We start from the raw sequence: 26,999 nt of genomic DNA, 5'->3' as shown, positions 1-26,999 counted from the left end.
AATGACCACTACAGGATCGGCGCTAAATGCCTTCGAGGCTGCGAAGCAGATTGAGGAATACGTCATAGAGATCCGGCGAGATCTTCATTTGCATCCTGAAATCGGTATGCAGGAAGTACGCACGATGAAAGTCGTTACAGATGAATTGGAGAAGCTGGGAATCACGTATGAAATCGTTCCAAACGGAGGCATCATCGGGACGATCCGCGGTGAGCAGGAGGGTAAATCGTTAATCCTGCGAGCGGACCTCGATGCGCTGCCCATGCAGGAAGCAGAAACGAACCTGAAAGGAAAGAAAACGGTAGTCTCCCTAAATGACGACGCAGCTCATACATGCGGTCATGACGGTCACACAGCCATGCTGCTCGGGGCAGCAAAAATATTGTCCGAAAACAAAGACAAAATAAAAGGAAAAGTCATCCTCGTTTTTGAGCAAGGCGAAGAGATCGGAAAAGGCATCTTTGCTCTGGTCAATAGACTGGTTGAAATCGGCGCGGATGGCGTTTGGGGCATCCATCTCAAATCAGATGTTCCCGCTGGAAAAATATCGGTAGATGCAGGACCGAGGATGTCGAGTGCTTTCGGATTTAAGGCACAAATCACCGGAAAAAGCGGACATGGCTCAAGACCGGATTTGGCTGTCTCGCCGTTGGATTGCTTTACCGACTTTTACACCCATCTGAAAGCAATGCGGTTAACGTCACTCGATCCGTTCAAGACGACTACATACTCCATTGGCAGTATTAGCTCAGGATCAGCTTGGAACGTAATTCCCGATACACTGGAGTTCAGTGGTACCGTTCGTTATTTGCACTATGACCAAGGTGTGCTTGCCGAGCAGGAGCTGAGACGCCTATTAGAAAAAACATGTGAGCTGCACCGCTGCTCCTACCAATTCCTGCATGAGCCAAAAGCAGTTGATTTACTTGTCTACAACCCGGCAGATTGTGCGGCGATCGCCCAGAATGCTGTTACAAAAGCAATCGGATCACATGCCCTATATACGTATCCAGCCTGGATGGCTTCTGAGTCGTTTGCCTTTTACCAAAAATATTTCCCGGGCGTGTTTACCTTCGTAGGGATTGAAAACGGGGAGAAGGGGACAGGAGCCGAGCATCATAATGCTCATTTTGATATCGATGAAGATGTGTTAAAGCTGGGTGTTGCTGCAACGGTTCAATATACTCTTGATTTTCTGGGTAGCGAGCAGGAGGTAGCATTTACACCAGAGCAAAGGAGTGTGGAGGATTTATTTCAAGCAATGGGCTATTAAGCCCTCTGCAACATGAAAAAGACAGAATGTTCTGTATATAATCACGATCCGAAAAAGAAAAAGGAGAGATTATATGACACGCAAACGAATCTGCTACATCCTGTCGCTCATCGCTTATTTTGGAATGCCGATTGGGGTGCTGTTTATTAAAAGCTCCGAACCGTATATTCTCGGTCTCCCATTTTTACTGTTCTGGATGGTTTTGTGGATCTTGCTAGGAAGTGCAGTAATGATGATCGTTCATCGCTTGAATCCGGATGTGCATGAGGAGGTAGAATAATGGTCATTTCCATTGGAATTATTACTTTTTTTCTGATCGTCTCCCTCGTACTCGGAATAATGGCACGCAGGGGCAAAGATATGAGCCTGGAGCAGTGGAGTGTTGGAGGCCGCGGATTTGGAACGATATTCATCTTCTTATTAATGGCAGGAGAGATCTATACGACCAATGCTTTTCTCGGAACGAGTGGCTGGGTGTATGGAAAAGGGGGAGCTGCCTTTTATAACATCACGATGCTCAATTTTATTATCGCGTATTGGCTCACTCCGAAAATATGGAGCTATGGAAAAAAGCATCAGCTCTTATCACAATCCGATTTTTTTACAAAAGCGTACAACAGCAAAGGTCTGGGGATATTAGTGGCGGTGGTCGGTTTGATTGCCCTCATTCCGTATTTGGTTATTCAATTAAAGGGTCTCGGAATTATTGTATCGGAAGCTTCTTATGGAGCAATTGATCCAAAGCTGACGATTTGGCTGGGGACGATTGCGATGATTGTGTACGTCATGATTTCAGGGATACATGGCTCAGCTTGGACCGCTGTCATCAAAGACTTTTTGATCCTGGGTGTCGTCCTGTTTCTCGGCATCTATTTACCTGTCCATTACTACGGCGGTATTCAGCCGATGTGGGAAGCGATTGAGGCGGCCAAGCCCGGATTCTTATCCTTGCCGGACAAAGGCTTCAGTGCTTCGTGGTACATTTCGACGATCATGCTGACTTCACTTGGCTTCTATATGTGGCCACATACCTTCGTCGCTGTCTATTCAGCAAAAAGCGGCAATGCCCTGCGAAAAAATGCGATCATGCTGCCGATCTACGCACTGTTTATTTTGTTTGTCCTGTTTGCTGGAGCGGCAGCTATATTGCAGGTTCCCGGCTTGAGTGGGGGAAATGTAGACCTTGCCTTGTTCAAAATCTCAACCCAAACCTTTAACCCCGTTATTGTCGGCTTTATTGGTGCTGCTGGGCTGCTGACCGCAATCGTACCGGGTTCATTGATCTTGATGTCTGCAGCGACTTTATTTGCGAAGAACATTTACAAGGTAGTCAAACCCAATGCTACTGATAAACAAATTGGGATGCTCGCTCGCTATATGGTCCCTGTCTTTGCGCTTATTGCTCTGTACAACACGTTTAGCGGGGGTGCAGCCATTACCTTGCTGTTTTTGATGGGATATGGTCTCGTCACCCAATTCGCTCCGGCAATCGTTTGTCACTTCCTGAAAAAGAATCCGCTAACGAAGCAGGGCGTTTTCGCAGGTATCACGGCGGGAGTCATCATTGTGGGCTGGCAGGCAGTGACTGGAGCGACGATGAGCTCGCTGTTCCCAAGCTTTCCGCCAGCCATTCAGGATATCAATATTGGCTTCATCGCACTCGGGGTCAACATTATTGTGAGCCTGGTCGTGAGTATCGTTACGCAAAAAGGTGTTACGGTTATAATCAATCCTGTAGAAAAAGTATCGTAATCACGATAGGAGGAAACATCGTATGGCAAATGATAGCTTGTACCAAAAGTCGTATATTCGCAGATTACCAGAGCTGGGGAAGCTTGCTCCCGATACCTTCAAAGCCTTTCTGGCATTTGACAAGCTGGCTCTCGCAGAGGGAGTCATCCCGAAGAAAACAAAAGAGCTGATCGCAGTCGCCGTTGCGCATGTCACCGGATGTCCTTATTGCATCGAGGCCCACGTATCGAATGCGAAAAGGTTGGAAGCCACAAAGGAAGAAGTTATGGAAGCTGTCATGGTAGCTACTGCTCTAAAAGCCGGATCTGCCCTGGCGCATGGGCTGAATGCACTCAATGCGTATGACCAAACGGACGATGAGGAGCTCTATAAACGCTCGAATTTGGCACGATTCAAGGAATTTCAGGAATTGGGTCCAGACACCTTCCAAGCCTTCAATGCGTTTGACCGGGAGGCGTTGAAAGCCGGGCTGATCAGCAGAAAAGACAAGGAGCTGATTGCGGTAGCTGTCGCTCACGTCACAGGCTGCGCCTATTGTATCGAGGTCCACACCAAAAAGGCGAAGCAGCTGGGCACGAGCATGGAAGAGCTGGCTGAAGCGATTTTTGTAGCGACTGCGTTAAAGGCAGGCTCTGCTCTGGCCCATAGTGTAAATGCGCTGAATGCGTATGATTCATAGGAGATGTCTGGCAAGATCATTTTCATAGCTTCACGCGTAAAAAAGAGGGCTGCGTAAAAGTAGCCCTCTTTCTCCTGTTTCGATTCGTTATGCTCTTGCACCTTCAGTACCTGTCGCATCCGCATGTTGTTCTGCTTTAGCTCCGTTTTTCTTTTCCGCTTTTCCACTTCCCGAACGAAGCGGGATTTCTTTGAGGAACAGGGCAAGCACAACAGCAAAGCCTGCGACGATGGCACCTGTCAAAAACGTAGTCGTGATAGCATAGCTCATCGCCCCGCGAATCAGATCAAGCATGTGCGTAAACACGGCTTGTGATTCTGGTGGAAGGCTATGCAGGGCTGCCTCGATTTTCGGCTGATCCAGCAGGTTTTGCGGATTGGCGAACAGAGCCAGCTTTTCAGCCAGGGCTGGATCGGTGGGTGCGGACGGGGCACCTTGACCCATCGCACCGGACATGTTGCTCATTTTCGTAGCAATTCCTGCGCTCATGACACTGCCCATAACTGCAATTCCGATCGTTCCCCCGAGGTTACGGAAGAGCTGGGAGGTTGCTGTAGCCACACCTAATTGCTGAGGGGCAACCGCATTTTGCACGGTCAAGGAGAAGACCGGCATCGCGATACCCATTCCGAGACCGAGAATGATCATGTACAGCACGAGCAAATAAATCGGTGTAGATGGAACCATGAAATACATCATAACCATTCCGAGTGTCATCACCAAAAGACCGCTGATCGCCATTTTTTTATACTTGCCCGTCTTGGTAATGATCTGCCCGGACAGTGCTGAGGTAACCAGCATCGCAATCGACATCGGCATGGTGACATAGCCAGCCATCGTTGGAGAAATTCCTTTTACCCCTTGAACAAAGAACGGGACGTAGATGATCGCGCCCATCATTCCTGCATTGAGGAAGAATCCGATCAGATTGGATACGGTAAAGATACTGTTTTTAAACAAGCCGAGCGGGAGCATTGGTGTTTTTACTTTGCTCTCTACCCCAATAAAGATGAGCAGGGAAATGGCTGTGATGGCAAGCAGACTGAGTATTTGCCAAGAGCCCCATGCGTATTTGTTTGCTCCTTCTCCTGCCCACGAAAATGCGAGCAGCATCGGTACAATCGTTGTTGTCAAAAAGAGAGAACCCCAGTAGTCGACGCTTTCTCCTTTTCGTTTTTCAACCTGTGGGAAATTGAGCAAAATCAACAGAAATGCCACTACACCGATCGGCAAGAAGATCCAGAACACCCAATGCCAATCCAGATGATCGACGATGTATCCACCAAGCAGAGGTCCAGCCACGCTGGATACGCCGAAGACGGCACTCATGACACCTGTCCATTTGGCGCGTTCGCGGGGCTCATACAAATCGCCCATTGCGGTAAAGGCAGTGGACATGATGATACCAGCACCCGCACCCTGGATGGCGCGAAATGTAATCAACTGAAAAATATCGCCTGAGAAGCCTGATAGCAGTGCGCCAAGGCTAAACAATCCGATACCTGCGAGGATAAAAGGCTTTCTTCCATATATATCGGAGAGCTTACCGACGAGCACCGAGGCGACGGTGGAGGTCAGCAAGTAAATCGTAATCGCCCATGAATAATAATCCATGCCTCCTAATTTTGCGATAATGCGCGGCATGGCGACCCCGATGATGGTTTGGTTAATCGCGGAGAAAAACATCGCCGTAATAATCGCGATCATGATCGTAATTTTCCGCTTTTCTGTGAGGTTCGTCATTTCATTTTCTCCTCTCTAGGTTGTTCGATATTCGCAAGCACCTGCTGATAAATGCGGGTCAAATGCGCGATATCGTCGTCAGACAAGCCAACAAAAATACTTTCCACGGTGCTTTTGAGCACCTCTCGATATTTCGCTAAAATCTCTCTTCCTTGATCCGTGATTTCCAAATGAACGACTCTGCGATCAGCCGTATCACGATTTCGGTTTGCATAGCCACAAGCAATCAATTTATCGGAGAGACTGGTTACTGCTCCTGGTGTAATATCCAATCGCTCCGCTATGGTCGATACCTTTAGTGGTCCGTTACGATCGAGGATACGCAAGATCAAGGCTTGAGACCCTGAAACGAGTGAGTCCAAGCGTTTGTGCCACTGTGTTGAAACTTTTCGCTGTACTTGAATGTACAGCTCTTCAAGCTCGGTAAGGCCTTGTTTATTGGGCATCGTGCCGTACCCTCCTTTTCTTTTGTGGGTGAATAATATATGTAGTGAATAATTCACCACATGAAACAATATCGAGTATACAGCTAATTAGTTTTACAGTCAAACTATTTTACAGTTGTATGATTGGTAATCAAGACATTTCGTGGAATTTTCAGAGTTGCAATGCTACAATCTAATCTGTTGTATATTTTTTCAGCTTAGAGCATAGATAGGTGGGGATTTTGTTGGTAGGGAAGAAGTTAACCAGTCTTTTGCTTGCCGCTGCATTGATGAGTCCGTTGTCTGCATTTGCACAGGGGACCACTCCAGCAGCGGGACAAGCATCTGGCAAAGCAGTAACACAAGCAGCAGATGTCGTATTGTCCAATGGTGCCGTGTACACCGTGGATCGAAACAGAAACTGGGCTCAGGCAGTAGCAATTCGCGGCGGAGAGATTGTCTACGTCGGCAGTGATGAAGGCGCCAAAAAGTACATTGGCACAAACACCAAGGTTACGGATCTAAAAGGAGAAATGGTGCTGCCAGGCTTTATCGATAGCCACACGCACGCTAGCAAAACGACAGGCTTGATCTTTTCGATCGATTTGTTTGATGCCAAATCGATGGATGAGTACGTAGAGGTTATCCAGGCATTTGTTAAGGAGCATCCAGCGGAGAAAAACTACCAAGGTCGCGGCTGGAGCAATCCGGTAGCGCCAGGCATCGGTCCGTTGAAGGAAGTGCTGGACAAGATTTCAGCTGACAAGCCTATTGCACTCACATCCGATGACGGCCATTCCTTGTGGGTCAACTCGGCAGCATTGAAGCTGGCGGGCATTACCAAAGACACGAAAAACCCAGAGGGTGGAATCATCGAGCACGATAAAGCAGGAGAGCCGTCCGGTACGCTCCGTGAAAAAGCAATGGATCTGGTGCTGTCCAAAATTGGCGGCTACACCGTCGAGCAATACAAAGCGGGCATTGAAGAGTATCAGCACAAGGCGGTTGAACGCGGCGTAACAACCGTGCGTGACCCGGATATGCTGCGCTACGCAAATGTACTGGAAGCATATGAGGGATTGGCGAAGGAAAACAAGCTGACCATTCGTTTCCGCAACGCGATTACTGCCAATCCGGACAAAGGACCTGAGCAAATCGCAGAGTTCGTAAAAATCAGAGAACGCAATCAAAATCCTTTATTCCAAGTGAACGCTGTGAAAATCTTTATGGATGGTGTCGTTGAAGGTGCAACTGCTTATTTGGAAAAACCGTATGAGCACAAGCACACCAATGGCGAATTGATCTGGAAGCCAGAAGTATACAAAAAAACCGCTGCCGCTGCTGATAAAGCAGGCTTCCAGCTGCATGTTCACTCCATCGGAGATGCTTCTACACGCATCGTTTTGGATGGAATGGAGTACGCAGAGCAGCAAAATGGCAAGCATGACGCTCGTCACTCGCTCGTTCATTTGCAGCTCGTAAATAAGTCAGATATCGAACGCTTCAAAAAGCTGGGTGCTGTCGGAATCGTACAGCCATTCTGGTTTATGCAGGAAGAAGGATACTACGATGAGATCGAAGTACCATACCTCGGCCAAGAACGCGCCGAGACAGAATATCCAATGAAAAGCTTCTTGAACCAGGGAGTACACATCGCGTCTTCTTCTGACTACATCGTGACACCGGAATTCAATCCGTTACACGGCATTCAACAAGGAATTACCCGCATCGAAGAAGGACAGACCGATGCAGCCAAAATTGCCAATCCAGAAGAGCGTGCGACTCTGGCTGACATGATTGCCAGCTTTACAATAGATGGTGCTTACGCCAACCATGTAGACGAGATTACCGGCTCTATCGAGGTAGGCAAAAAAGCAGATATTATCGTGTTGGACAAAAACCTGTTTGACATCCCGGCTACCCAAATCAAGGACACTGCTGTAGTCCTGACCTTGGTAGAAGGAAAAGAAGTCTATCGCCTGAAGGAAGCAAAATAAGAAAGAACAAGGTCGTCGCACTTTTGCGGCGGCCTTGTTGCAGGATTCTTCTCTTTATTGCGGAATTAGGTGGATGGTAAAAAACCTTTGAATAAATCGCAGGAGGTGTCTGATTTGGCCCAATCAGAAGGAATCAAAGTAATCAAACTGGAGATGAATGCTGGCGGCAATCCGTTTGTTGTTCATACTGCATTGTTCTGGGATGAGAATGAGGCGATTTTGGTGGATACCGGTATCCCGGGGCAGCTGGAATTAATTCAATCCGTGCTCGCCGAGGAATCTATCTCTTTTGAAAAGCTGACAAAAGTCATCATTACGCATCAAGACAGGGACCATATCGGCAGCTTGCCTGATCTGGTTTCCGCTGCGGATGGCCGCATAGAGGTGCTTGCTCATGAGGTAGCGATCCCGTATCTTGCAGGTCAGACGCCCTTGGTCAAAAGTGGAGCGTTGGCAACACCAGTAAAGGTAGACCGTGCTCTGCAGGATGGCGATCTGTTGCCGTATGCCGGCGGTATCCGGGTTATTTATACACCTGGACATTCTCCTGATCATATTTCGTTGTATCACATTCCGAGCAAGACGTTGGTTGCGGGCGATGCTCTGACCGCTCAAGACGGAGTGCTTATGTCGTTTAATCCCGACTTTACTCCAGACAAGGAGCTGGCTGCGCAGTCCATCGCCAAGCTGCTTGATTTCGATATCGAAACCGTGATCGCGTATCACGGGGGCGTTTGTACGGGAAATAGTAAAGAGCGTCTCAGTGAGATCGTCGAAAGCTTAAAGAAATAAGGCACACGATGCTAACCAGTCAAACCCACCTCTCTAGCGTGCTTGGCTGGTTTTTTGTTTCCTTTAAAGATCGAAGCAAATTGAGGAGGAGTCTATCTTGAAAATTCGTAAAGCCACGATACATGAGGCAGATCTGGTAAGCGATCTCTGCTTTCGTTCCAAAGCACATTGGGGGTACAGCGAGGAGTTTATGGAAGCCTGTCGCGATGATTTGACTATAGCCGCCAATTACATCGAAACATCACTGGTATACGTGATAGAAGAGGACGACAGTATCAAAGGTTTTATGGGACTGGAACGCGGGGAGGACCATATTTTATTGGGATACTTTTTTATCGATCCAGATGCAATAGGCAAAGGCTACGGAAAAGCGCTATGGGAGCACATGATACAGGTTGTGAAGTCATTGAACATGCGAACTGTCCTGATCCACAGTGATCCTTATGCAGAAGAGTTTTATTTGGCCAGGGGAGCTGTAAGGATTGGCGAAATCGAATCCACGGTAATCCCAGACAGAAAATTGCCTCTGCTTCGCTTTGAACTAAGGGGCTAATGTTTTGAGATTCATCGATATTTGACTGAACGTTACAAAACATCTATAATGATACCCATTCTGAGTAGCTTATGTGAAAAGGGAACTTACCGGTCTTTTAAAGGAGTTGATTGCATGAGTGCCAGACCTCGGGAATTTAAAGATACAACAGTGATTGACGCTGCTATGGAGGTATTCTGGGAACATGGCTTCGAGGGAAGTTCAACAGAGAAGCTATGCGAGCGAACAGGGCTTGGACGGGGAAGTCTGTACAATGCGTTCGGTAGCAAACACGCGCTTTACGAGAAGGCCTTGGGGCGTTATCAGGAACTGGGCATTCAGGGGCAAATAGAAATATTGGAACAACCCGGACCTGTAAAAGACAGGCTACGCGCACTGATGGAGTGGGCAATCGATCAAGATTTTAATGGGGAAGTAAGTCGTGGTTGTTTAGCCATCAATGCCGCTATTGAACTCGGTGGAAAGGATACGGCGGTTGCTCGCTTGGTCGGTGGTCATGTTGGAAGGCTGGAACAGGCACTGTGCCATGTTATTGCACTTGGACAACGCTCAGGCGAAATCACGTCAAAGCGTCCTGCTCTCGAGCTGGCTCGATCCTTTCTGAGTAGCTACTACGGACTGCGTGTGCTAGGCAAGGTCATAGAAGACCGTAATATGCTGGAGGATGTAGTGGAAGGCACGCTGGCAGCCCTGTAAAACGCGCGTTCAGATTGAAACGTGTTTTTTTTTCAGTGGCTGTTTGATTCGCAAGTTGCACATATGGGCAATTTGCGCCTAATTTTGTACAGATCATTACAAAATATGAATACAGAAGCAGGAGAGATGTTTTCATGCCATTTGCAATCTATGTGTTAGGTCTCATGATTTTTTCCATGACTACCTCCGAGTTTATGGTAGCCGGGATGATGACTTCGCTTTCTGAAGAGTTCGGGGTATCGGTCTCAGCCATTGGATACCTGATTTCTGGCTATGCGGCGGGGATGATTGTTGGCGGTCCATTACTGACAATTGGAATGTTGAAAGTGCCTAGAAAACAAGCTTTCCTTACACTTACTAGCGTATTTCTAGTCGGGCAAACCATTGGCGCCTTAGCCTCCAGCTATGAGATGATGATGGTGGCGCGGGTGATTACCGGTATTTCCTCGGCAGCTTCTTTTGGTGTGTCCCTGGCGATCGCCTTTACGCTTGTACGTCCCGAGTCAATCGGCCGTGCAGCTTCCATCGTCCTTGGTGGGTTGATGGTCGCAACCGCTATCGGGCTACCAGCAGCAATGTTGTTTGACCAGTATTTCGGATGGCGAGCCAGCTTCTGGGCGGTGGTCGTCTTAGTTCTTCTGTCAGGTGTGCTGGGTCAAATTTCCATCCCTTCTTCTCCAAAGCCGGAATCAGCCAGTATTCGAGGTGAACTTGCAGCCTTCAGAAATCGCAATCTTTGGGCGGCGTACGCGACAAGCATGTTGATTATCGGTGCCACATTTGCTGCATTCAGTTACTTTTCGCCGATCCTGACTGGCGTCACTGGCTTTGCGACGACGATGGTTCCCTTACTCTTGGGTATATACGGTGTGGCAACGGTCATCGGAAATATCGTTACAGGCAAGCTCGCCGATCATTATATGATGTCAATTCTAACTGTCGGGCTTATCACACTGACAGCTGCATTCGTTGTCTTCGGGCTGTTTCCGCACAGCACAACCATAGTCATGATCGCTGTAATCGTAATTGGCCTGGTAGGGGTCCCTATGAATCCCGCCATGGCAACCCGCATAACTCGTGTCGCTGGTACTGGATTGCTGGTTACGACGGTTCATACCTCTATCATTAACTTAGGTATCGTTTTCGGTTCAGCAATCGGTGGATTAACCATCGACGCGGGATACGGACTTGTGTCACCTGTGTGGGTTGGTGCTTTCCTTGCCATTCTTGGTTTCCTTTCCTTGCTGCCTTTTATGCGTGTCAAAGGAAAAAAGCAAGAGAAAAGCCAGGAAATATTTGCACGCTAACCCAAAATTGTTATTCATGCTATAGTTAAGAATAGATAAAAAAGGCAATAAAGAAGAACTATTCCAGAGAAACTTACTCCTTAGCACAAAGAATCGATCACGCAAGGAGGTTTTTTTTTGAATGATTCCGCCACAAGCTTGAATCAGTTCCAAAAAGCAATAAGCAAAGAGAAAATTAATGCCTGTCTGGTGCAGCGGGGAGAAGAAGTCATTTTATCGTATTTCCGCAATCCCAAAATGAGCAGCAAGCTGTTTCAAATACACTCCGTCACGAAAAGCGTACTGTCCCTTCTCATAGGAATCGCAATCGAGCGTGGTCAAATTACAAGCATACATACCCCGATCTCCACCTACCTGCCGAACGTACCTTTGGAAAAAAACACAATCACGATCGAGCATTTACTCACCATGACACCTGGCTATGAGTGGCCCGAATGGACGAGTTGGGGTGGTACTCCGTTTCCGATGATGTACAGCAAGGACTGGGTCAAGTTTATTTTGGAAAATGGCATGGTGCGCACACCTGGAGAAGCCATGAACTATGATTCAGGGGCGTCTCATCTCTTAAGTGCCATCTTGCAAAAGGCTACAGGGGAACAGGCATCCTCCTATGCGAGAAGAGAGCTGTTTGCCCCACTAGGCATCAAAGAATATCGCTGGCCTGAGGATGCCAAAGGGATAACAATCGGGGGCTTCGGGCTTTGTCTGCGTGCTGCGGATATGCTGAAATTGGGATTACTCGTCTTGAACAAGGGTTTTTGGGGGAAGAAGCGTTTGCTTTCTGAGGAATGGCTCTCCGCTTCCACGCGTGCCTACTACCATACATATGATCACGTCGGTTCCTATGGCTATCATTGGTGGATTTTAACGGATGAAAACAACAAGGCATACGAACCCGCTGTTTTTTTCGCCATGGGCTATGGAGGGCAGTACATTCTCGTTGCTCCCGAGCGGCAGCTCGTCATCGTCATGACAAGTGAGCTATTTGGCAATACCTTTCTTCCGCTCCGGATGGTCAAAAGCTTGCTGCTGACCTTTCTTCGCGATTCGTAGCTTGTTCAGAACTTGTTGAGAAGGTTTTTTTATACTAGTGGATAAGATAGATAATCGTTTCAAGACGGATAGAACGGCACAACTAGCATAGAGTGATGTTTTGGAAAAAAGGAGAAAACGGATGATCGCAAGTATTGGTGCAGTAAAAAGGAACTTCATCTTCAAAAGCGCCGCTGTCATGATGGTCGTAGGGCTATTATCTGGCTGCTCGGTGTTTGGCGGGAAGGAAGAGGCATCGCAGACGGTGGAGCCTCCAGTTGAAAAGATCACGCGATATACAGGTGAAAAGAGCAAGGTGATCCCGTACGTCTATACAGCAAGAAAAGAACTAAGCCTGACCTTCAATGGCATGGGTGACCAAAAAATGATGACACAGATTTTGAATGAACTGGACGCTAATCATATCAAGGCAACGTTTTTCCTTCCAGGGATGAGGGTAGCAGAGGAGCCGAATATCGCCAGAGATATTTTAGCGAGAGGCCATGATATTCAAAACAATACACTAAATCAGTTGGACATGAAAAAGCTCAGCTACGATCAAATTTACAAAGAAATTCAACTGAGCAATGAGGTCATCAAAAAGGAAACGGGCGTCGAGCCGCGCTTTATCCGCACCAAGTCAGGAGACTACACGGATGATGTTCGTTTGGCAGCGGCTCATCTCGGCATGGCTGGAGTCGTTACGTACAATATCAATCCAAAGGATCGTGATATGAAGGATGCCAAGACGATCGGTGATTATGTGACAAGATATATCTCGCGGGGAGGTATCGTATCGTTAAATACCGATATAAACCCCGAGGTAATTCCGTCAATCAAGCTGATTGCCAAAGCTGCCGAGGATATTGGCTACAAATTTATTCCGCTCAGTGAGCTGGTAAAAAACGGCGGAGAGAGAAAGCCATTGGAACAAATTCCTGGCTACGATGCGGTCAAGGTTAATCCGAATTACCAAAATGCGAACTACAAGCTGATCTATAAGGCGGAGACGAATAAAAAGCAGGTTGCGCTTACGTTTGATGACTGGGGCAGCGACAAAACGGTGACCAAAATCCTCGATATTTTAGCGGAGCATGATGTGAAAGCGACGTTTTTCTTGCGTGCTGCCGGTGTAGAAAACAACCCCAATTTGGCGAGAGCGATGGTGGAGGGCGGCCACGACGTAGCCAACCACTCCTACAGCCACCCGGTGGTAACAACTTTGACCCCCGAAGAATTACAGAAAGATTTGGTCAAAGCTCACCAGGTAATTACCGAAGCCATTCAGCAACAACCAGTAATGCTGTTCAGACCGCCAACGGGAGTTGTGGATGATCAGACAGGGAAAGTCATTGCGGCGGTAGGGTATCACGACATTGCGATGTATGATGTCACCACCCTTGACTGGGACAACAAAAATAAAGCGAGCGACATCGTCAACGGCATCATGACCAAAACTGAAAACGGAAGCGTCATACTGCTGCATATGCTCGATGACATCCACACGATTGAGGCGCTACCAATCGCACTCGAAGGCTTGAAGAAAAAAGGCTATACGTTTGTGAAGATGGCAGATCTGATCAAACAGTAATCACAAAAGCCAGTCTGACACTTCAACTTGTGTTCGGACTGGATTTTTTGCGAGTAAGAGTGAGAGAGTGTTCAAAAATGAGGGAAAAGGAGTAGAAGCAATGATAGTGGAAAAAATCAGATTCAAGAAGCGCTTGCTGGTAAAAGCGTTTGGAGTGGCGACGGCAGTCGTAATGCTTTTGAGCGGAACAGCGATGGAGAGCATGGTTTATGCAGCCGAAAGTAAACCTGGAAAAATCACACCTGCTCCAGCTACGACAGCTCCAAAGGTCGTTCGCTATACAGGGGAGAAAAGCAAAGGCGTATCGATGGTATATACAGCAAAGCCTGAGCTGGCGCTGACGTTTAACGGTTTGGGAGACGAGAAAAAACTGAATCAGCTATTGAAGGATCTGGATACATTCAAAATCAAGGCGACCTTCTTTTTACCAGGCGATAAAGTGGCCAAGCAGCCGCAACTAGCAAAGCTGATTGTAGCCAAAGGGCATGAAATTGAAAACAACGCAGTGACCAGTAAAGATCTGGCGAATCTGAGCTATGAACAGATTTATCAACAGATTAAGCAAAGTAAGGAACAGATTGTGAAGCATACGGGAATCACTCCGAAATATGTTCGTACCTGGATAGGCACCTACACGGACGACATTCGTCTGGCAGCAGCTCACAATGGACAGGAAGCAGTCATCGGGTACAGCTTTTTCCTGCATAACTGGCAAGATGAGACAGATGAGCAAAAGAGCAAATATGTACGACGATATATCAATCGCGGAGGCATTATCACGCTCGATCTCGATGAAAATATTCATCTCCCCATCTCGATCCCGTTGATTGCAAAGGCCGCTGCCGATGCTGGATACCAGTTCGTTCCACTGCAGACGCTAATTGCACATGGGGCGGAGAAGAAGCCGCTGACAGCTATCGAGGGACATGACGCAGCGAAAATCAATCCAGACTTTAGTGGTGCGACATATAAAGCATTCAAGCGTGTCGAAACAGATGAGAAGAAGGTTGCCATTACACTTGACGATTGGGGTAGCGACGAAACGGTTACAAAGATTCTCAATATCCTGGACAAGTATCATGTAAAGTCTACCTTCTTCCTACGGGCTGACGGGACAGTCAAAAACCCGAATTTGGCGCGTGCGATTCTGGAGGCAGGACATGATGTAGCGAATCACTCGTATTCCCATCCAATCAACACCCAGATTACGACGGAGCAGCTGCAGCAGGAAATTGTCAAAGCCCATCAGATTATTACAGAAGCGATACAACAAAAGCCAACGATGTATTACAGACCACCGGCGGGGGCAGTCAACGAGCAAGTGCTAAAGGCGATTGCTGCGACAGGCTATGAAACCGTGGCTCTGTTTGATGTTATCCCTTCCGATCATGATAAAAGTAAAACGGCAGACGATATTGTGAAAACCGTACTGGAACAAACGAAAAGCGGAAGCATTGTTCTGCTGCATATGCTCGATGACATTAGTACCGTTGAAGCATTGCCACGCATTATAGAAGGGCTGCAGGAGCAGGGGTATACCCTTGTCAAAATGACAGAGCTTGTGGAGCAGTCAGAATAGCATTAATGAACGAATCCCTTTCTTGCAAAGGGATTTTTTTTGCTGTTTTGGAGCACGGCAATTGTGTGATTGACAGAAAAAAGGCTCTCTGGTATATTTTTTGTCGATAATGATAATCAATTTCATTAAAAATTACATACTAGGGAGGCTTTCATGCTACGGAACAAACCACTCCAGGCTGTACTTGCACTTGCTCTTATGTTCTCACTTTTCTTAACTGCATGTGGTGGAACAAACAGCTCAACTAGCAACACCGCTCAGTCAACAACACAAGCAAAAGGTTCAACGGCAGAGCCTGCTGAGAAAGCGACAGAAGCGCCAGCCGAGAAAAAAATGCGCAGCTTTGAAACTAAAAAGGGAACCGTTCAAATTCCTGATAAACCACAAAGAATCGTGACAGACTATTATGCGGGTGAGCTCGTGGCAGTTGGAGGAAATGTCATCGGGGCAGAAACCATGGCTTTCCAAAACCCTTTCATTACAGAGCAATTGAAATCAGCACAAGATGTAGGGACTCGCGTGAATCTGGAAAAGGCATTGGAGCTCGCTCCTGATCTGATCGTTGTCATGTATGAAGACAACTACGAAGCCCTGTCCAAAATTGCACCCACGATCTTTATTCCATACGGAACAACAACGAACATCTATGATACCGTCAAATTGTTTGGTGATATCGTAGGCGACAAAGCAAAGGCCGATGAGTTCATTGCTGATTTTGACAAAAAAGCTGCTGAAGGCCGTGAGAAGCTGAAAGGCATCGCAGACGAAAATACAACTGTCGGATTGTACGAGCTGACAAACAAAGGAGATTTGTGGATTTTCGGTGATAATGCCGGGCGCGGTGGTCAAACGGTGTACAATGCATTGAAGCTGAAAATGCCGCACAAAGACTTGCCTGAGCAAACCGTGCAGCTATCCATGGAGACATTGCCAGAATACGACGCGGACTATATGTTCCTGACCTTCTATAACCCTGAGAACAACAGCGATGCTCTGAAAAACCTGAAAGAATCAGCGGTGTGGAAAGGTCTTCCTGCGTTCAAAAACAATCAGATCTTCTTCAACGATTTCGATACGTTCTACCGCTATGACCCGATCGCAGTCAAAGCGCAGATCGACATGTTCGTAGATATGATCATCAAAAGACACGAAGAGAACAAAGCCAAAAAATAATCGAGCGTCGAGATGGAAAATCCCCTTTTTCGCAGATCATGTGCGTAGAAGGGGATTTTATTGTGGCACAAAGATAGCTGTGGGGGGGGAGAAACAGGTTTCCGATCTGCGCTCCGGTCTTCACCCTGCGAGGGAGTGAAAACTGTCCGCTCCGCAGTTGATTTCCGGGGAAACGTCAAAGTGGTAGCCGCTTTGTAGCTTACACAGGGGTGATGTTTCTGGTTCCCGTAAATCACTGCGCCGCTAAGCGGGGTTACGCGAGTCGCTCCGCCTGGAAACCTGTTTCTCCGGCGAGTTGGAGTGCTTTCTAGTGACGCAGTATCCCCTTAACCCAAGAGCGTAATTTCCCTATTATGAATATCCAATACCTCTATTTTCACAGTACCACCAAGATGATGCGACACCAAATCAGACAATTCCTTTAGCGCCATATGAAATTCATCGCTTCTTGCTTCATCCATTAATTCAATGCAGAGGAATGCATTTTTCGTATTTTCTGTTAGCATCGTCCTCTGAGCTTCGCGCCAATTCCAGCATCTGCATATGGCTCCGTCATCATCTTTATAAACAATTTCACCTTCATATGGCGAAGCATTTTCCTCACTGCCCAAGGGGATAAAAGGTTCGTTGCCATTTGCCTGCGTTAGCCGAATATCGCCTGCAAAAGTATCGATGTCTTCGCCACCACATGGAAATCCATAACGCAATGATATGGAATTATAGATGTCAACAAGCGGGTTTATGGTTCCGATATGATTGCCATTTTTTACTCTTTTTAATAAAGCTTCAATGGAGCACCGTGCCCCTTTTTTAGTCTTGAATTTTTGAAAAGCCTCTCGCCATACGAATATGACTGGATTCGCACTGAATTCCTCCAGATTTAAGAATTTATGTGCTTCTTTCTCTGCATCCTGCAGCAGCTTCTCGTAGATTTCAACGTCTCGTATTGAATTATCAAGCCCCTGACAAATAACGGTGCCTATTTTTGCGTGGGGGAATAACGACCAAAAATCATCTTCAATGATAAATCTCGTCATTGCATATCTCTCCTTATCTACCTCTATGTTTTGGACGGGCTGGCAAAAGCAGAGAAGACTCCAAGCGCGATATATAAATAACCAGTCATCCGGTTCAGTAGCTTTGGACTCGCATTACTGCCCACAACCCGTTTTCGAATACTTGCTGCAAGAAAGGCATACAAACCATCGCTAATAAAAGCTAGGATAATAAATATCGCTCCTAAAAGCAAAAATTGTACGGAGACTGATCCAGCAGAAGGCGATATGAATTGCGGAAAGAAGGCTAAGAAAAAGAGTGCTGTCTTAGGGTTCATTACTTCTACAAGCGCTGATTCGTAAAAAATCTTTAGCAATTTTTTGCGAGGGGCTTTTGGAATTTCTGAAGTCGAGCTATCCGATGTAGAAAATAAAGTTTTGCACCCCAGATAGATCAGATAAGCAGCACCCAAGTATTTCACGATCGTAAAGGCTGTTGCGGATGTCATAAGGATCGCCGACACTCCAATTGCTCCAGCTAAAACGTGAACTGCACCACCAAGAGATACACCAAGAACGGATACCAGACCCGCCTTTTTCCCTTGATCTATACTTCTTGCCATAATGTAGAACACAGCTGGCCCAGGTATGATTAACAATGTAGCAGCAGCAACTATAAATAGCCAAATAGTTGAAAAATCCATGAACTGCAACTCCTCGTTGTTTTTGTGCAAATAATTTACCTCTGGTCGATCATTTAAATAACTCTTTCCGCTGCTTTCGCAACCATTCGGCAACCTGGTTATCCCCTTGTTCGTTTGATTTTTCCAGCTCTGTAACAATCGATTTATAATCGGTGTCGTTGCGATTCTGGCTCATTTTGGCTGCAGCTTGAATAGAGGTGACTTCAATTTCGAACCCAACGATTCCTTTCATTTGCTTCTCCAGCGACTCAGGATGAAACGTATCCCACAGCCTTCCATGTTCTCGGTGAGATTCATAGTGTGTAAGCATAGAATCCAAAGCCGACTTCAGCTCATCCCAAGCGAGTATACGTGCAGTTCCATACGCATGTACTGCGAGATAATCCCAAGTGGGAACCTCTTCCCGCTCATACCAGCTTGACGAAATGTAAGCGTGCGGTCCTTGGAAAATAAGCAACGCATCACTGTTATTTTCCAAAGTGTTCTTCTGCATGTTTCCGTATGCAATGTGCCCAGTCACGTAAATCTTTCCATCTTCTTCACGAATCTCTACAGGTATGTGCGTAGCCAACGGGCGATTTTCATGGGTAGTAATCAACAAGGCAAAAGGGTTAGACTTCATCATTTGAACGGCCTCATCATGCTCCATACGATACTGCTTAGGAATGTACATCGTAATCATCCTCTCCACTTTAGAAATAAATCCTTGTAAAAAAATAATATGATTCAAACTGACATAAAAAAAGATACAATAATAAACAAATAGACATGTCAGTAGGGGTGCAAATGAAAAACACTATTTTTACCTTCACAGATCACTCTCCTAAATACAAACAAATCTACGAGAAATTTAAATCATTTATTGAGCAAGGTGACCTTCTGACGAATGAAAAGCTGCCTTCTATTCGGCAACTGGCAGATTCCTTACATGTAAGCCGTAATACAACCTTAATGGCATATGAACAATTAGTTGCGGAAGGGTATATTCGCGGAGAGGGCCGACAAGGTTATTTTGTAAATGAGTTAGAGCCGCTCATATCTCAGGAGGCATTCATCCTTCCGCATCCAAAGCAAACAGAGTCAGTAAAACCTCCGGTAGTTAATTTCAGATCGGATGCCGTTGATCAAACGAATTTCCCACTGAAAATATGGAGGAGGATCGCGAATCAAGTTTTAACGTTACCGGATAGCTATCGATATGGAGAACCGTTTGGCGAAGCATGTTTGCGCGAACAAATCTCCACCTATTTGTTTCAATCACGCGGAGTGAAAACAAATTCCGATGCAATCATTATCGGAAGCAGTACCCAACAGATGCTTGTATATCTTGGGCAGATTCTGAAGGAGGAGTTCCAAAGCATTATCGTTGAAGACCCTGGTTACGACGGTGCTAGAGAAGCTTTTCAATTCCATCGTTTTATGTTTGAAATGTTGCCGGTTTATGAAACAGGAGCTGATTTTTCACAAATAGAGCAAATGAAATCTCGATTAATCTATATCACCCCTTCACATCAAAGTCCAATTGGCGTAAGCATGTCAATTCAACAACGGCAAATGCTAATTCATTGGGTTAACAAGATGTGTGGATATATTATCGAGGACGATTATGATAGTGAATTCCGCTATACACAAAAACCGTTTCCTGCTCTTGCCTCTATTGATTCAGCAAGAGTCATTTATTTAGGGAATTTCTCAAAATCATTTCTTCCGGGAATCCGTTTAACGTATATGGTGCTCCCAGAGTCAGTATTACATCGATATAAAAAGTATTACTCTCATTTCGAGAGTCCTACTTCGCTTTTCAGCCAGCTCACAATGGCAAAATTTATGGAGTTGGGAGAATGGAATCGGCACGTGAAACGAATGCGGCTTGTTTATAAGCGGAAAATGCTGCACCTCGTTTCTGAATTAAAAAAGCAATTTGGCCAAAATATTTCTGTTATTGGCGAGCAGTCTGGTTTGTACTTATTAATCAAATTACATCTGGATCGTACGGAAGAATGGTTAATCAAACGAGCTTTTTCTTATGGTGTAAAAGTGTGTCCCACCTCCCTCTACTTTATTAAAAATAAATCCGATTACCCAATCATTAAGCTTGGATTTAGTCATCTTTCTTGTGATGAAATTGAGCTTGGTGTCGGTCTGTTAAAAAAGGCATGGATTTCATAAGACAAGCCCTCCTGTTAGTCATGTTCATCAGGAGGGCTTGGTTTCTTTTACTCTTCCTGACAACCTTACAAAAGAAAAGCCGGATACACCACCCAAAACGGTCCGAGGAAAACGGAGAAATAAGCGCCAGATCTTTGGAACACGAACCGAGGCGCAGTGAAAAAAGAGAAACACGCCTTTGAGCGTCCACCTCTGAAAAGCCCCCCGAACCGTCTACTTTGGACGCGGTTTCGCTTTTTTCACGGAGACGTCCAGTGAATCCCCCATGCTAGTGTTCCAAGAATCTGAAGCGTTTTCTCCGTTTTCCTCTCCACCACAACAGCCTGAACATTACCCGTCTTTTCTCCCCCAACACCCAAATCTTACAAAACGTAAAGCAAACTGTAAGGTAGATCAATAGCACCTCCACTCAAAACTCGGTACATTTAGTAGCGAGGAGAAACAACGATGGCAATCGGATGTTACTAACGAATGGAGGATAAATGATGAGCGCAGCTGTACTAGAAGTCAAAGACGTACAGAAAGTATACGGAAAAAAGGGAGAAAGCCAATCCCACGCACTAAAAGGGGTCTCGCTGACAATTGAGAAAGGGGAGTTCGTCGGAATCATGGGTCCGTCGGGTTCCGGGAAAACGACTCTGCTTAATGTCATATCCACACTGGATCGGCCTACAGGTGGGTTTATCCAGATTGCAGGCACGAACATTACACAAATGAAACAAAACCAGCTGGCTGATTTCCGGTCGCAGAAGCTGGGGTTCATTTTTCAGGATTTCAATCTGCTTGAAAACCTGTCGATCTACGAGAACATTGCCCTGCCGCTTTCGCTCCAAGGCGTTTCTTCCAAAGAGATTGGGATCAAAGTAAAGAAAGTAGCACAGACACTGGGCATCGAAGAAATTTTGACAAAATATCCGGTTCAGGTTTCAGGCGGGCAAAAACAACGTGCTGCTGCTGCTCGTGCACTGGTGCATGACCCAGCGATTTTATTGGCGGATGAGCCGACGGGAGCACTCGATTCCAAAAATGCAAAAAGCTTGCTCGAAACAATGACCGATTTGAACGAAAATCACCAGGTCTCGATCATGATGGTTACCCACGATGCATTCAGTGCCAGCTATTGCAAACGTATCTTGTTCATTCAGGACGGCAATCTGTACACGGAAATTCATCGTACTGGAGATCGTCAGCAATTTTTCAAACAAATTCTGGATGTCCTTGCTGAGCTTGGTGCATCTCATGATGTGCGCTAGGAGGAGCAAAAGATGCTGCTAAAGCTATCACTGTCTAGTATGAAAAAGATGATGAAAGACTACCTCGTGCTCTTGGTAGGCTTGGTCATCTCGATTTCGATCTTTTACATGTTCCAGACTCTAGCGTTGAATTCAGACTTCACCAAAGGAAATTCGGTGATCAAATCGATTCAGATCGTCTTTAACGTCGGGGCATTTCTGCTCGCGCTGATCACAATTTTTTATATCTTTTTCGCCAATTCCTTCTTGCTTTCGCTGCGTCGCAAAGAGCTTGGAATGTACATGGTGCTCGGGGCAAAAAAAGGAAAGATCAGCCAGATTCTCTTTTTAGAGACATTGACGATGGGGATTGTTTCGCTCGTGATCGGTACGATCGTCGGGATTGCATTGTCGAGCGGAATTGGAGTGCTGCTCATGAATTTGCTGGAGATTTCGGCAGACGGCTACTATCCGTTTTACCTGCCTTCGGTATGGATGACATGGGGCTTTTTCATGGTGCTGTTTCTATTGACGTCCACGATCAATGCAGTTCGCTTGGCACGTGCGACGGAACTGGATCTCATCCGCGCTGAACAGCAAACCGACGATGTAAAAGCAAAGGGCTTCGGGACGATTCTGGTAGCTATACTAGGGGTCGCTCTCGTAGCGGTCGGCTACTACGGATTGATAGAGATCATGACTCTTCAGCTGCTAGGTTTCCTGATAGGGGCGATCGCAACAACGATCGGGACGTATCTGCTATTTATCTCGCTTTTACCTGTATTGGTGCAAGCATTGAAACGAAACCGAAAGCTGAACGATCAGAGCTTGAATGCCTTTACTTTTGCCCAGCTGCGTTTTCGGGTAAATAACCTGACCAAAATTCTCGGTACAGTGGCTATGCTGATCGCTCTTGGGGTAGGGGCGATGGCAGGCGGACTTGCTTTCCAAAAAAACGTTGATTTGATTGCCAATGTCGGGCATGTCTATGATATCTCTTTACATGATCCGGTCAGTGAGGATCAGGAAGCACTGAAAAAGATGACGGTACTGGAGCAAAATACGTATCGCTACAAAGTGAATGAGGATGCAGTGTATTACGTCAAGGATGATTTATTGGCGCATCCGCCGTTGATTTCTACCAACGACATGCAGAAGTACGATCCAAACAAAGAGCCTAAGCGAATTACTGAACCACTCCCTGCAAATCTGTATGGGATGAACGAAGACAAAGATGAAAAGACAGGGCAGAAGCTGGAAGAACTGCCTGATGAATGGTATCAAGTGATCTCGCAGGAGTTCACGATCAGCTACCGAATGTATGACGGCAAGCCGGTGCGTGTCGTGGATCAGGCAACATTTGCGAGTGTAAAAGGGAATGAACACACCGTTGTAATTGCCAAAGTAGATGACTTTTTGAAATATAAGCAAGACATCAAGGCAATGAATCAGCGTCAAAAAGAGCAGATCAAGCCAGCCTCAGAGGACGACGAGGTGTATCTCACGACGAAATATGGCACCTACGAATCTGTCTATGCTTTTACCAGCGGGACGATGTTTATGGGCTTTTTCTTGGGTGTAGCGTTTTTGGCGATGATGGCGAGCTGCCTGATGTTTAAAATCTTGTCTGGTGCTACACGTGACCGTGACCGTTACAGCATGCTAAGAAAGATTGGCGTACGCAAGTCACTTCTGGTGGGCTCCATCTATAAAGAGCTGCTCTTCGTGTTCTTGTTCCCGGCATTGATGGGACTGACACATGTGCTTGTCGGCATGCAGATGTTTTCGTTTATCTTGTTAGAGCCGTACGTAAATATTTGGGTACCAACCGTTATTTTCGTGGTGATCTACGCACTGTACTATCTTATTACGGTAAGACTGTATCGCGGAATCGTTTTGCCAAAAGAAGTGTAATCAAGCATCAAACAAGAATCCTCCGATTTCGGGGGATTTTTTGCATTTTGCTCATTGACAAAGATAATGATAATCATTATCATAAATCCTTGGAAGACATGTACATATTTCCATGTGAGCAGCCACGCTCACTGTAGCTTAGATCGATAAAAAGTAAGGGGGATCATTACATGCGTTTTGTTAAGCTGCCAATTTTTCTAGTATGCTTGTCTGCACTACTGCTGCTTGCTGCGTGCGGAAATACTGGCACAGGCACACAAGCAGGCTCGTCCTCACAGCCAGCGCCACAAGCTCAGCCGGATGCAGGTAAAGCGGGAGAAGAGCAGGTCCGCACGGTTAAGCACTTGAAGGGTGAGACTACGATTAAAGGGGTTCCCAAGCGAGTCGTAGCATTGGAATGGAGCAGCGCTGAGCACTTGTTGGCACTTGGTGTACAGCCTGTAGGAATTGCGGATATTACCAACATGAAAAAGTGGGTGAAGCTTCCGGTAGAAATCGCTCCAGATGTCGTTGATGTAGGCAGTCGTGTTGCGCCGAACCTGGAATCGATCATGCTTTTGAAGCCAGATTTGATCATCGGTTTGAAACGGAATGTAGAAGCAAACTACGATGAATTGAGCAAGATCGCACCTACGATCGCATATGATTCCAACCCACCAGAGGGTCAGGGTGACCAGTATTCCCAAATGATTGATACTTTTAAAGAAATTGCGGATATTGTGGGGAAAAAGGAAGAGGCAGACAAGGTTTTGCAAAACCTCGACAAGACGTATGCCGAAGCCAAAGAAAAAATCGTTGCTGCAGGCAAAGACAAGGTTCCATTTGTTCTCGCCATGGGCTACAGCAACCAGAATGCGGTTGAATTCCGATTGTCTACCGACAACTCCACAGCTGTGAAAATCCTGGAGCACATCGGTCTGACCAATGCCTATAAACCGAAGAAGTTCGAGCAAAACGGAATGACGACTACAGACGTTGAAGCACTTCCAGCCCTGCAGGATGCCAATTTCCTGCATATCATCCAGGATGATGATAACGTGATTGAAAATCAGTTGAAGAACAATCCAGTATGGAACGGTCTCACTTTTGTAAAAGAAAATCGCATCTATGCATTGGGCGGTGACATGTGGCCTTACGGCGGTCCATTGTCAGCAGAAATTATGGCGAAAAAAGCAGCTGATCTGCTGACGAAATGAGTCTCGCCAAGCGTGAAACGATAGCCCGAGCCGACATTCATCCAGCCCCTTCTGTTCCAAGAGGAGGCTGGAAGCCGTTATGGATGTTAGTGGGAGGGCTAGTGGTCCTGTTCATACTGACGTTTGTGAGCTTGACACAGGGCATGGCTGATATTTCGCTCCGCTCGGTTGTACAGGCGATTATCTCCCCACAAGACATTGCTGATCATCAGCTGATACGCGGGGTCAGGCTGCCAAGAACCGTCATGGGCCTATTGGCAGGGGCAGCGCTGGCCGTATCGGGTGCCTTGATGCAAACCGTGACTCGCAACCCGCTTGCCTCTGAAACGACACTGGGCGTAAATGCCGGTGCTTACTTGTTTGTCGTGTTTGGTATGGTTTTCTGGCCTGCGATTTTGCACCAATATCCGCTTCCCTTTGCCATGGCGGGAGGAATTCTCGCTGCGGTTGCTGTTTACTTTATGGCAGGCGGACGAAAAGGAAGTCCTGTTCGTGTAGCTCTGTCCGGGATGATCGTCACGCTGGTTTTCTCCTCGCTTACGAGTGCTATCATTTTATTTAACGAAGAAACGACACAAGGGATATTTTTATGGGGCTCAGGCTCCCTCAAACAAAATGACTGGTCAGGTGTAGCATTTAGCTGGCCCCTCATCATTGGCGGAATTGTTGTCGGATGCCTGATGGCAAGGCAATTGGACGTGCTTTCATTTAATGAAGAAACGGCACGCTCCCTGGGACAAAAGGTAGGCAAGACACGCCTGCTGGCCATGCTGATTGCGATTCTCGTTACGTGTGTCAGCGTCAGTGTTGTCGGCCCTATCGGCTTTATTGGCCTTGTTGCCCCACATCTGGTTCGCTTATCCGGAATGACAAGACATAGCTTGCTGCTGCCGGTCAGTGCGATTTGGGGTGCAGCACTGCTCGTTGCTTCAGACACGATCGCACGGACGTTTGTCAATGCGTATGGCGAGCTTCCAGCGGGTGCGATTACCGCTGCAATCGGTGGACCTTGGCTGATCTGGCTTGCGATGCGGGTTTCTCGCAAAATGAGTGCAGGCACTGGAGCTGGCACATCCATGAGTGTAGGCGGCTGGCGTTCACGGGTCCATTATTCGGTCTGGATTGTGGTGTTCAGCGCTCTTTTGGTTATCGTCTGGATGATCAGCCTGGCGAGCGGAAACATGTACATTCCGTTGTCAGAGGTTTGGGCAATCTTTATGGGACAAGGAAATGATCTTTACCGCCAATTGTTGTTCGAGCTACGGATGCCTCGAGTCTTGACGGCTGGATTGGCGGGTGTCGCATTGGCAGTGAGCGGCAGCATGATGCAAAGTGCTGTTCGCAATCCGCTTGCCGATCCACAAATTGTCGGTGTGACAAGTGGGGCTGGCGTTGGAGCGATTTTGCTCTTGCTCGTCTTTCCACATTTGTCTGACTGGATGCCGCTTGGCGCCCTGGTCGGTGGGATTGCTTCTGCTTTGATTGTATATGCCGTATCGTGGAGACGAGGGCTCAATCCTATCATTTTGACCCTTGTAGGGATTGCGGTAGCTGCAGCAGGCGCAGCCTTCATTAATATTTTGATTGTACAGGCGCAGCTTTTGGCAGCCCCGGCCCTCGCTTGGATGGCGGGAAGCACGTATGGTCGCGGTTATGTAGAAGTAAGCCGCTTGCTGCCGGCGCTTCTCGTGCTGTTGCCAGTGGCATGGTGGCTGGGACGTCGCGTAGACTTGCTATCCTTTAATGACGAGAGCTCGATGGGACTCGGTTTGCGCGTTCGCCGCACAAGACTGTACGTAGCGATGATTGCGGTATTACTCGCTTCTCTGGCAGTAGCGAGTGTAGGGGCAGTCGGTTTTATCGGTTTACTCGCTCCACATGCTGCGCGAATTCTCGTTGGCTCACATCATCGCAAGGCAGTGGTTATATCAGCCTTGCTCGGTGCTTTGCTACTGGCAGCAGCTGATTTAATTGGTAGAACCATTTTGATTCCAAAAGATATCCCGTCAGGAATTGTCGTAGCACTCTTGGGGGCACCTTATTTATTCCTCTTGATGTTCCGCTCGACTCGTTCTGGTTCCTAAATACAAATACGCAACTCCTATCATAGAAGAGTAGACTAGCCAGGAAGCTTATATCCGCTTGTCTACTCTTCTTGTTCTAGAAGCAATGGTTTACATGAAACGCAAGGAGGCGT

At 46.9% G+C, this 26,999-nt stretch carries 23 protein-coding genes; 18 read left to right on the top strand and 5 right to left on the bottom strand.

What is annotated here, in order from left to right; translation table 11 throughout:
- Position 1 precedes the first annotated feature (1 nt).
- From C3B52_RS18780 to C3B52_RS18765, 4 genes are all read left to right on the top strand, one after another.
- Positions 2-1,273, top strand: coding sequence for an amidohydrolase (locus tag C3B52_RS18780; RefSeq protein WP_103107927.1), 1,272 nt, complete (start codon positions 2-4; stop codon positions 1,271-1,273).
- A gap of 73 nt (positions 1,274-1,346) precedes the next feature.
- Positions 1,347-1,553, top strand: a complete 207-nt coding sequence (locus tag C3B52_RS18775) for a DUF3311 domain-containing protein (protein ID WP_103107926.1) — start codon at positions 1,347-1,349, stop codon at positions 1,551-1,553.
- On the top strand, positions 1,553-3,025 hold the full coding sequence (locus tag C3B52_RS18770) for a sodium:solute symporter family protein (protein WP_103107925.1): 1,473 nt from the start codon (positions 1,553-1,555) through the stop codon (positions 3,023-3,025). The genes C3B52_RS18775 and C3B52_RS18770 overlap by 1 nt, the downstream gene beginning before the upstream one ends.
- A 22-nt stretch (positions 3,026-3,047) precedes the next feature.
- Entirely contained in the window at positions 3,048-3,704 is a 657-nt protein-coding gene (locus tag C3B52_RS18765; protein ID WP_103107924.1) for a carboxymuconolactone decarboxylase family protein, read from the top strand.
- Positions 3,705-3,791: 87 nt separating this feature from the next.
- Here C3B52_RS18765 and C3B52_RS18760 read toward each other — a convergent pair whose 3' ends face one another.
- Together C3B52_RS18760 and C3B52_RS18755 are read right to left on the bottom strand one after the other, a co-directional pair.
- On the bottom strand, positions 3,792-5,447 hold the full coding sequence (locus tag C3B52_RS18760; RefSeq protein ID WP_103107923.1) for an MDR family MFS transporter: 1,656 nt from the start codon (positions 5,445-5,447) through the stop codon (positions 3,792-3,794).
- The gene (locus tag C3B52_RS18755) at positions 5,444-5,893 is read right to left on the bottom strand and encodes a MarR family winged helix-turn-helix transcriptional regulator (protein WP_103107922.1); all 450 of its coding nucleotides are present in this window, start codon (positions 5,891-5,893) and stop codon (positions 5,444-5,446) included. Before C3B52_RS18755 ends, C3B52_RS18760 begins: the two co-directional genes overlap by 4 nt.
- A gap of 224 nt (positions 5,894-6,117) precedes the next feature.
- On the opposite strand from C3B52_RS18755, the gene C3B52_RS18750 reads away from it, so the two are divergent.
- From C3B52_RS18750 to C3B52_RS18710, 9 genes are all read left to right on the top strand, one after another.
- Positions 6,118-7,869 (top strand): amidohydrolase, encoded by a 1,752-nt coding sequence (locus C3B52_RS18750; RefSeq protein WP_103107921.1) that lies wholly within the window; start codon positions 6,118-6,120, stop codon positions 7,867-7,869.
- A 114-nt stretch (positions 7,870-7,983) separates the two neighbouring features.
- On the top strand, positions 7,984-8,661 hold the full coding sequence (locus C3B52_RS18745; RefSeq protein ID WP_103107920.1) for an MBL fold metallo-hydrolase: 678 nt from the start codon (positions 7,984-7,986) through the stop codon (positions 8,659-8,661).
- Positions 8,662-8,758: 97 nt separating this feature from the next.
- Positions 8,759-9,214, top strand: a complete 456-nt coding sequence (locus C3B52_RS18740; protein ID WP_164684834.1) for a GNAT family N-acetyltransferase — start codon at positions 8,759-8,761, stop codon at positions 9,212-9,214.
- Positions 9,215-9,328: 114 nt separating this feature from the next.
- Positions 9,329-9,910 (top strand): TetR/AcrR family transcriptional regulator, encoded by a 582-nt coding sequence (locus tag C3B52_RS18735; protein ID WP_103107919.1) that lies wholly within the window; start codon positions 9,329-9,331, stop codon positions 9,908-9,910.
- 134 nt (positions 9,911-10,044) lie between these two features.
- Entirely contained in the window at positions 10,045-11,217 is a 1,173-nt protein-coding gene (locus C3B52_RS18730) for an MFS transporter (protein WP_103107918.1), read from the top strand.
- Positions 11,218-11,334: 117 nt separating this feature from the next.
- Positions 11,335-12,270: a serine hydrolase domain-containing protein gene (locus C3B52_RS18725; RefSeq protein WP_164684833.1), complete on the top strand. Its 936-nt coding sequence runs from the start codon at positions 11,335-11,337 to the stop codon at positions 12,268-12,270.
- Between the two features lie 178 nt (positions 12,271-12,448).
- Positions 12,449-13,840 (top strand): polysaccharide deacetylase family protein, encoded by a 1,392-nt coding sequence (locus C3B52_RS18720; RefSeq protein WP_373419735.1) that lies wholly within the window; start codon positions 12,449-12,451, stop codon positions 13,838-13,840.
- Positions 13,841-13,940: 100 nt separating this feature from the next.
- Complete coding sequence (locus C3B52_RS18715; protein WP_235615776.1) at positions 13,941-15,419, top strand: polysaccharide deacetylase family protein; 1,479 nt, start codon at positions 13,941-13,943, stop codon at positions 15,417-15,419.
- Positions 15,420-15,572: 153 nt separating this feature from the next.
- Entirely contained in the window at positions 15,573-16,592 is a 1,020-nt protein-coding gene (locus C3B52_RS18710) for an ABC transporter substrate-binding protein (protein WP_103107915.1), read from the top strand.
- Between the two features lie 326 nt (positions 16,593-16,918).
- Here the strand turns inward: C3B52_RS18710 and C3B52_RS18705 are convergent, their stop codons facing one another.
- From C3B52_RS18705 to C3B52_RS18695, 3 genes are read right to left on the bottom strand one after another with little or no spacing between them, the layout of a single operon-like run.
- Complete coding sequence (locus C3B52_RS18705) at positions 16,919-17,629, bottom strand: B3/B4 domain-containing protein (RefSeq protein WP_103107914.1); 711 nt, start codon at positions 17,627-17,629, stop codon at positions 16,919-16,921.
- A 23-nt stretch (positions 17,630-17,652) separates the two neighbouring features.
- A complete protein-coding gene (locus C3B52_RS18700; protein ID WP_103107913.1) occupies positions 17,653-18,291 on the bottom strand; it encodes a LysE family translocator in 639 nt (212 codons plus the stop codon).
- 49 nt (positions 18,292-18,340) lie between these two features.
- On the bottom strand, positions 18,341-18,964 hold the full coding sequence (locus C3B52_RS18695) for an FMN-binding negative transcriptional regulator (RefSeq protein WP_103107912.1): 624 nt from the start codon (positions 18,962-18,964) through the stop codon (positions 18,341-18,343).
- A gap of 113 nt (positions 18,965-19,077) precedes the next feature.
- Here C3B52_RS18695 and pdxR point away from each other — a divergent pair, with 113 nt between their 5' ends.
- The 5 genes from pdxR to fhuB all read left to right on the top strand — a co-directional run bounded on the left by pdxR (position 19,078) and on the right by fhuB (position 26,886).
- On the top strand, positions 19,078-20,460 hold the full coding sequence (gene pdxR / locus C3B52_RS18690; protein WP_103107911.1) for a MocR-like pyridoxine biosynthesis transcription factor PdxR: 1,383 nt from the start codon (positions 19,078-19,080) through the stop codon (positions 20,458-20,460).
- Between the two features lie 485 nt (positions 20,461-20,945).
- Positions 20,946-21,713, top strand: coding sequence for an ABC transporter ATP-binding protein (locus tag C3B52_RS18680; RefSeq protein WP_103107910.1), 768 nt, complete (start codon positions 20,946-20,948; stop codon positions 21,711-21,713).
- Positions 21,714-21,725: 12 nt separating this feature from the next.
- Entirely contained in the window at positions 21,726-23,606 is a 1,881-nt protein-coding gene (locus tag C3B52_RS18675) for an FtsX-like permease family protein (RefSeq protein WP_103107909.1), read from the top strand.
- Positions 23,607-23,776: 170 nt separating this feature from the next.
- Positions 23,777-24,802, top strand: coding sequence for an ABC transporter substrate-binding protein (locus C3B52_RS18670; RefSeq protein ID WP_103107908.1), 1,026 nt, complete (start codon positions 23,777-23,779; stop codon positions 24,800-24,802).
- Positions 24,799-26,886, top strand: coding sequence for a Fe(3+)-hydroxamate ABC transporter permease FhuB (gene fhuB / locus C3B52_RS18665; RefSeq protein ID WP_103107907.1), 2,088 nt, complete (start codon positions 24,799-24,801; stop codon positions 26,884-26,886). The genes C3B52_RS18670 and fhuB overlap by 4 nt, the downstream gene beginning before the upstream one ends.
- The last annotated feature ends 113 nt before the right edge of the window (positions 26,887-26,999 follow it).

Source organism: Brevibacillus reuszeri (assembly GCF_002897295.1).
Lineage (GTDB): Bacteria > Bacillota > Bacilli > Brevibacillales > Brevibacillaceae > Brevibacillus > Brevibacillus reuszeri_A.
This window is presented reverse-complemented; position numbering and strand designations above follow the sequence as displayed.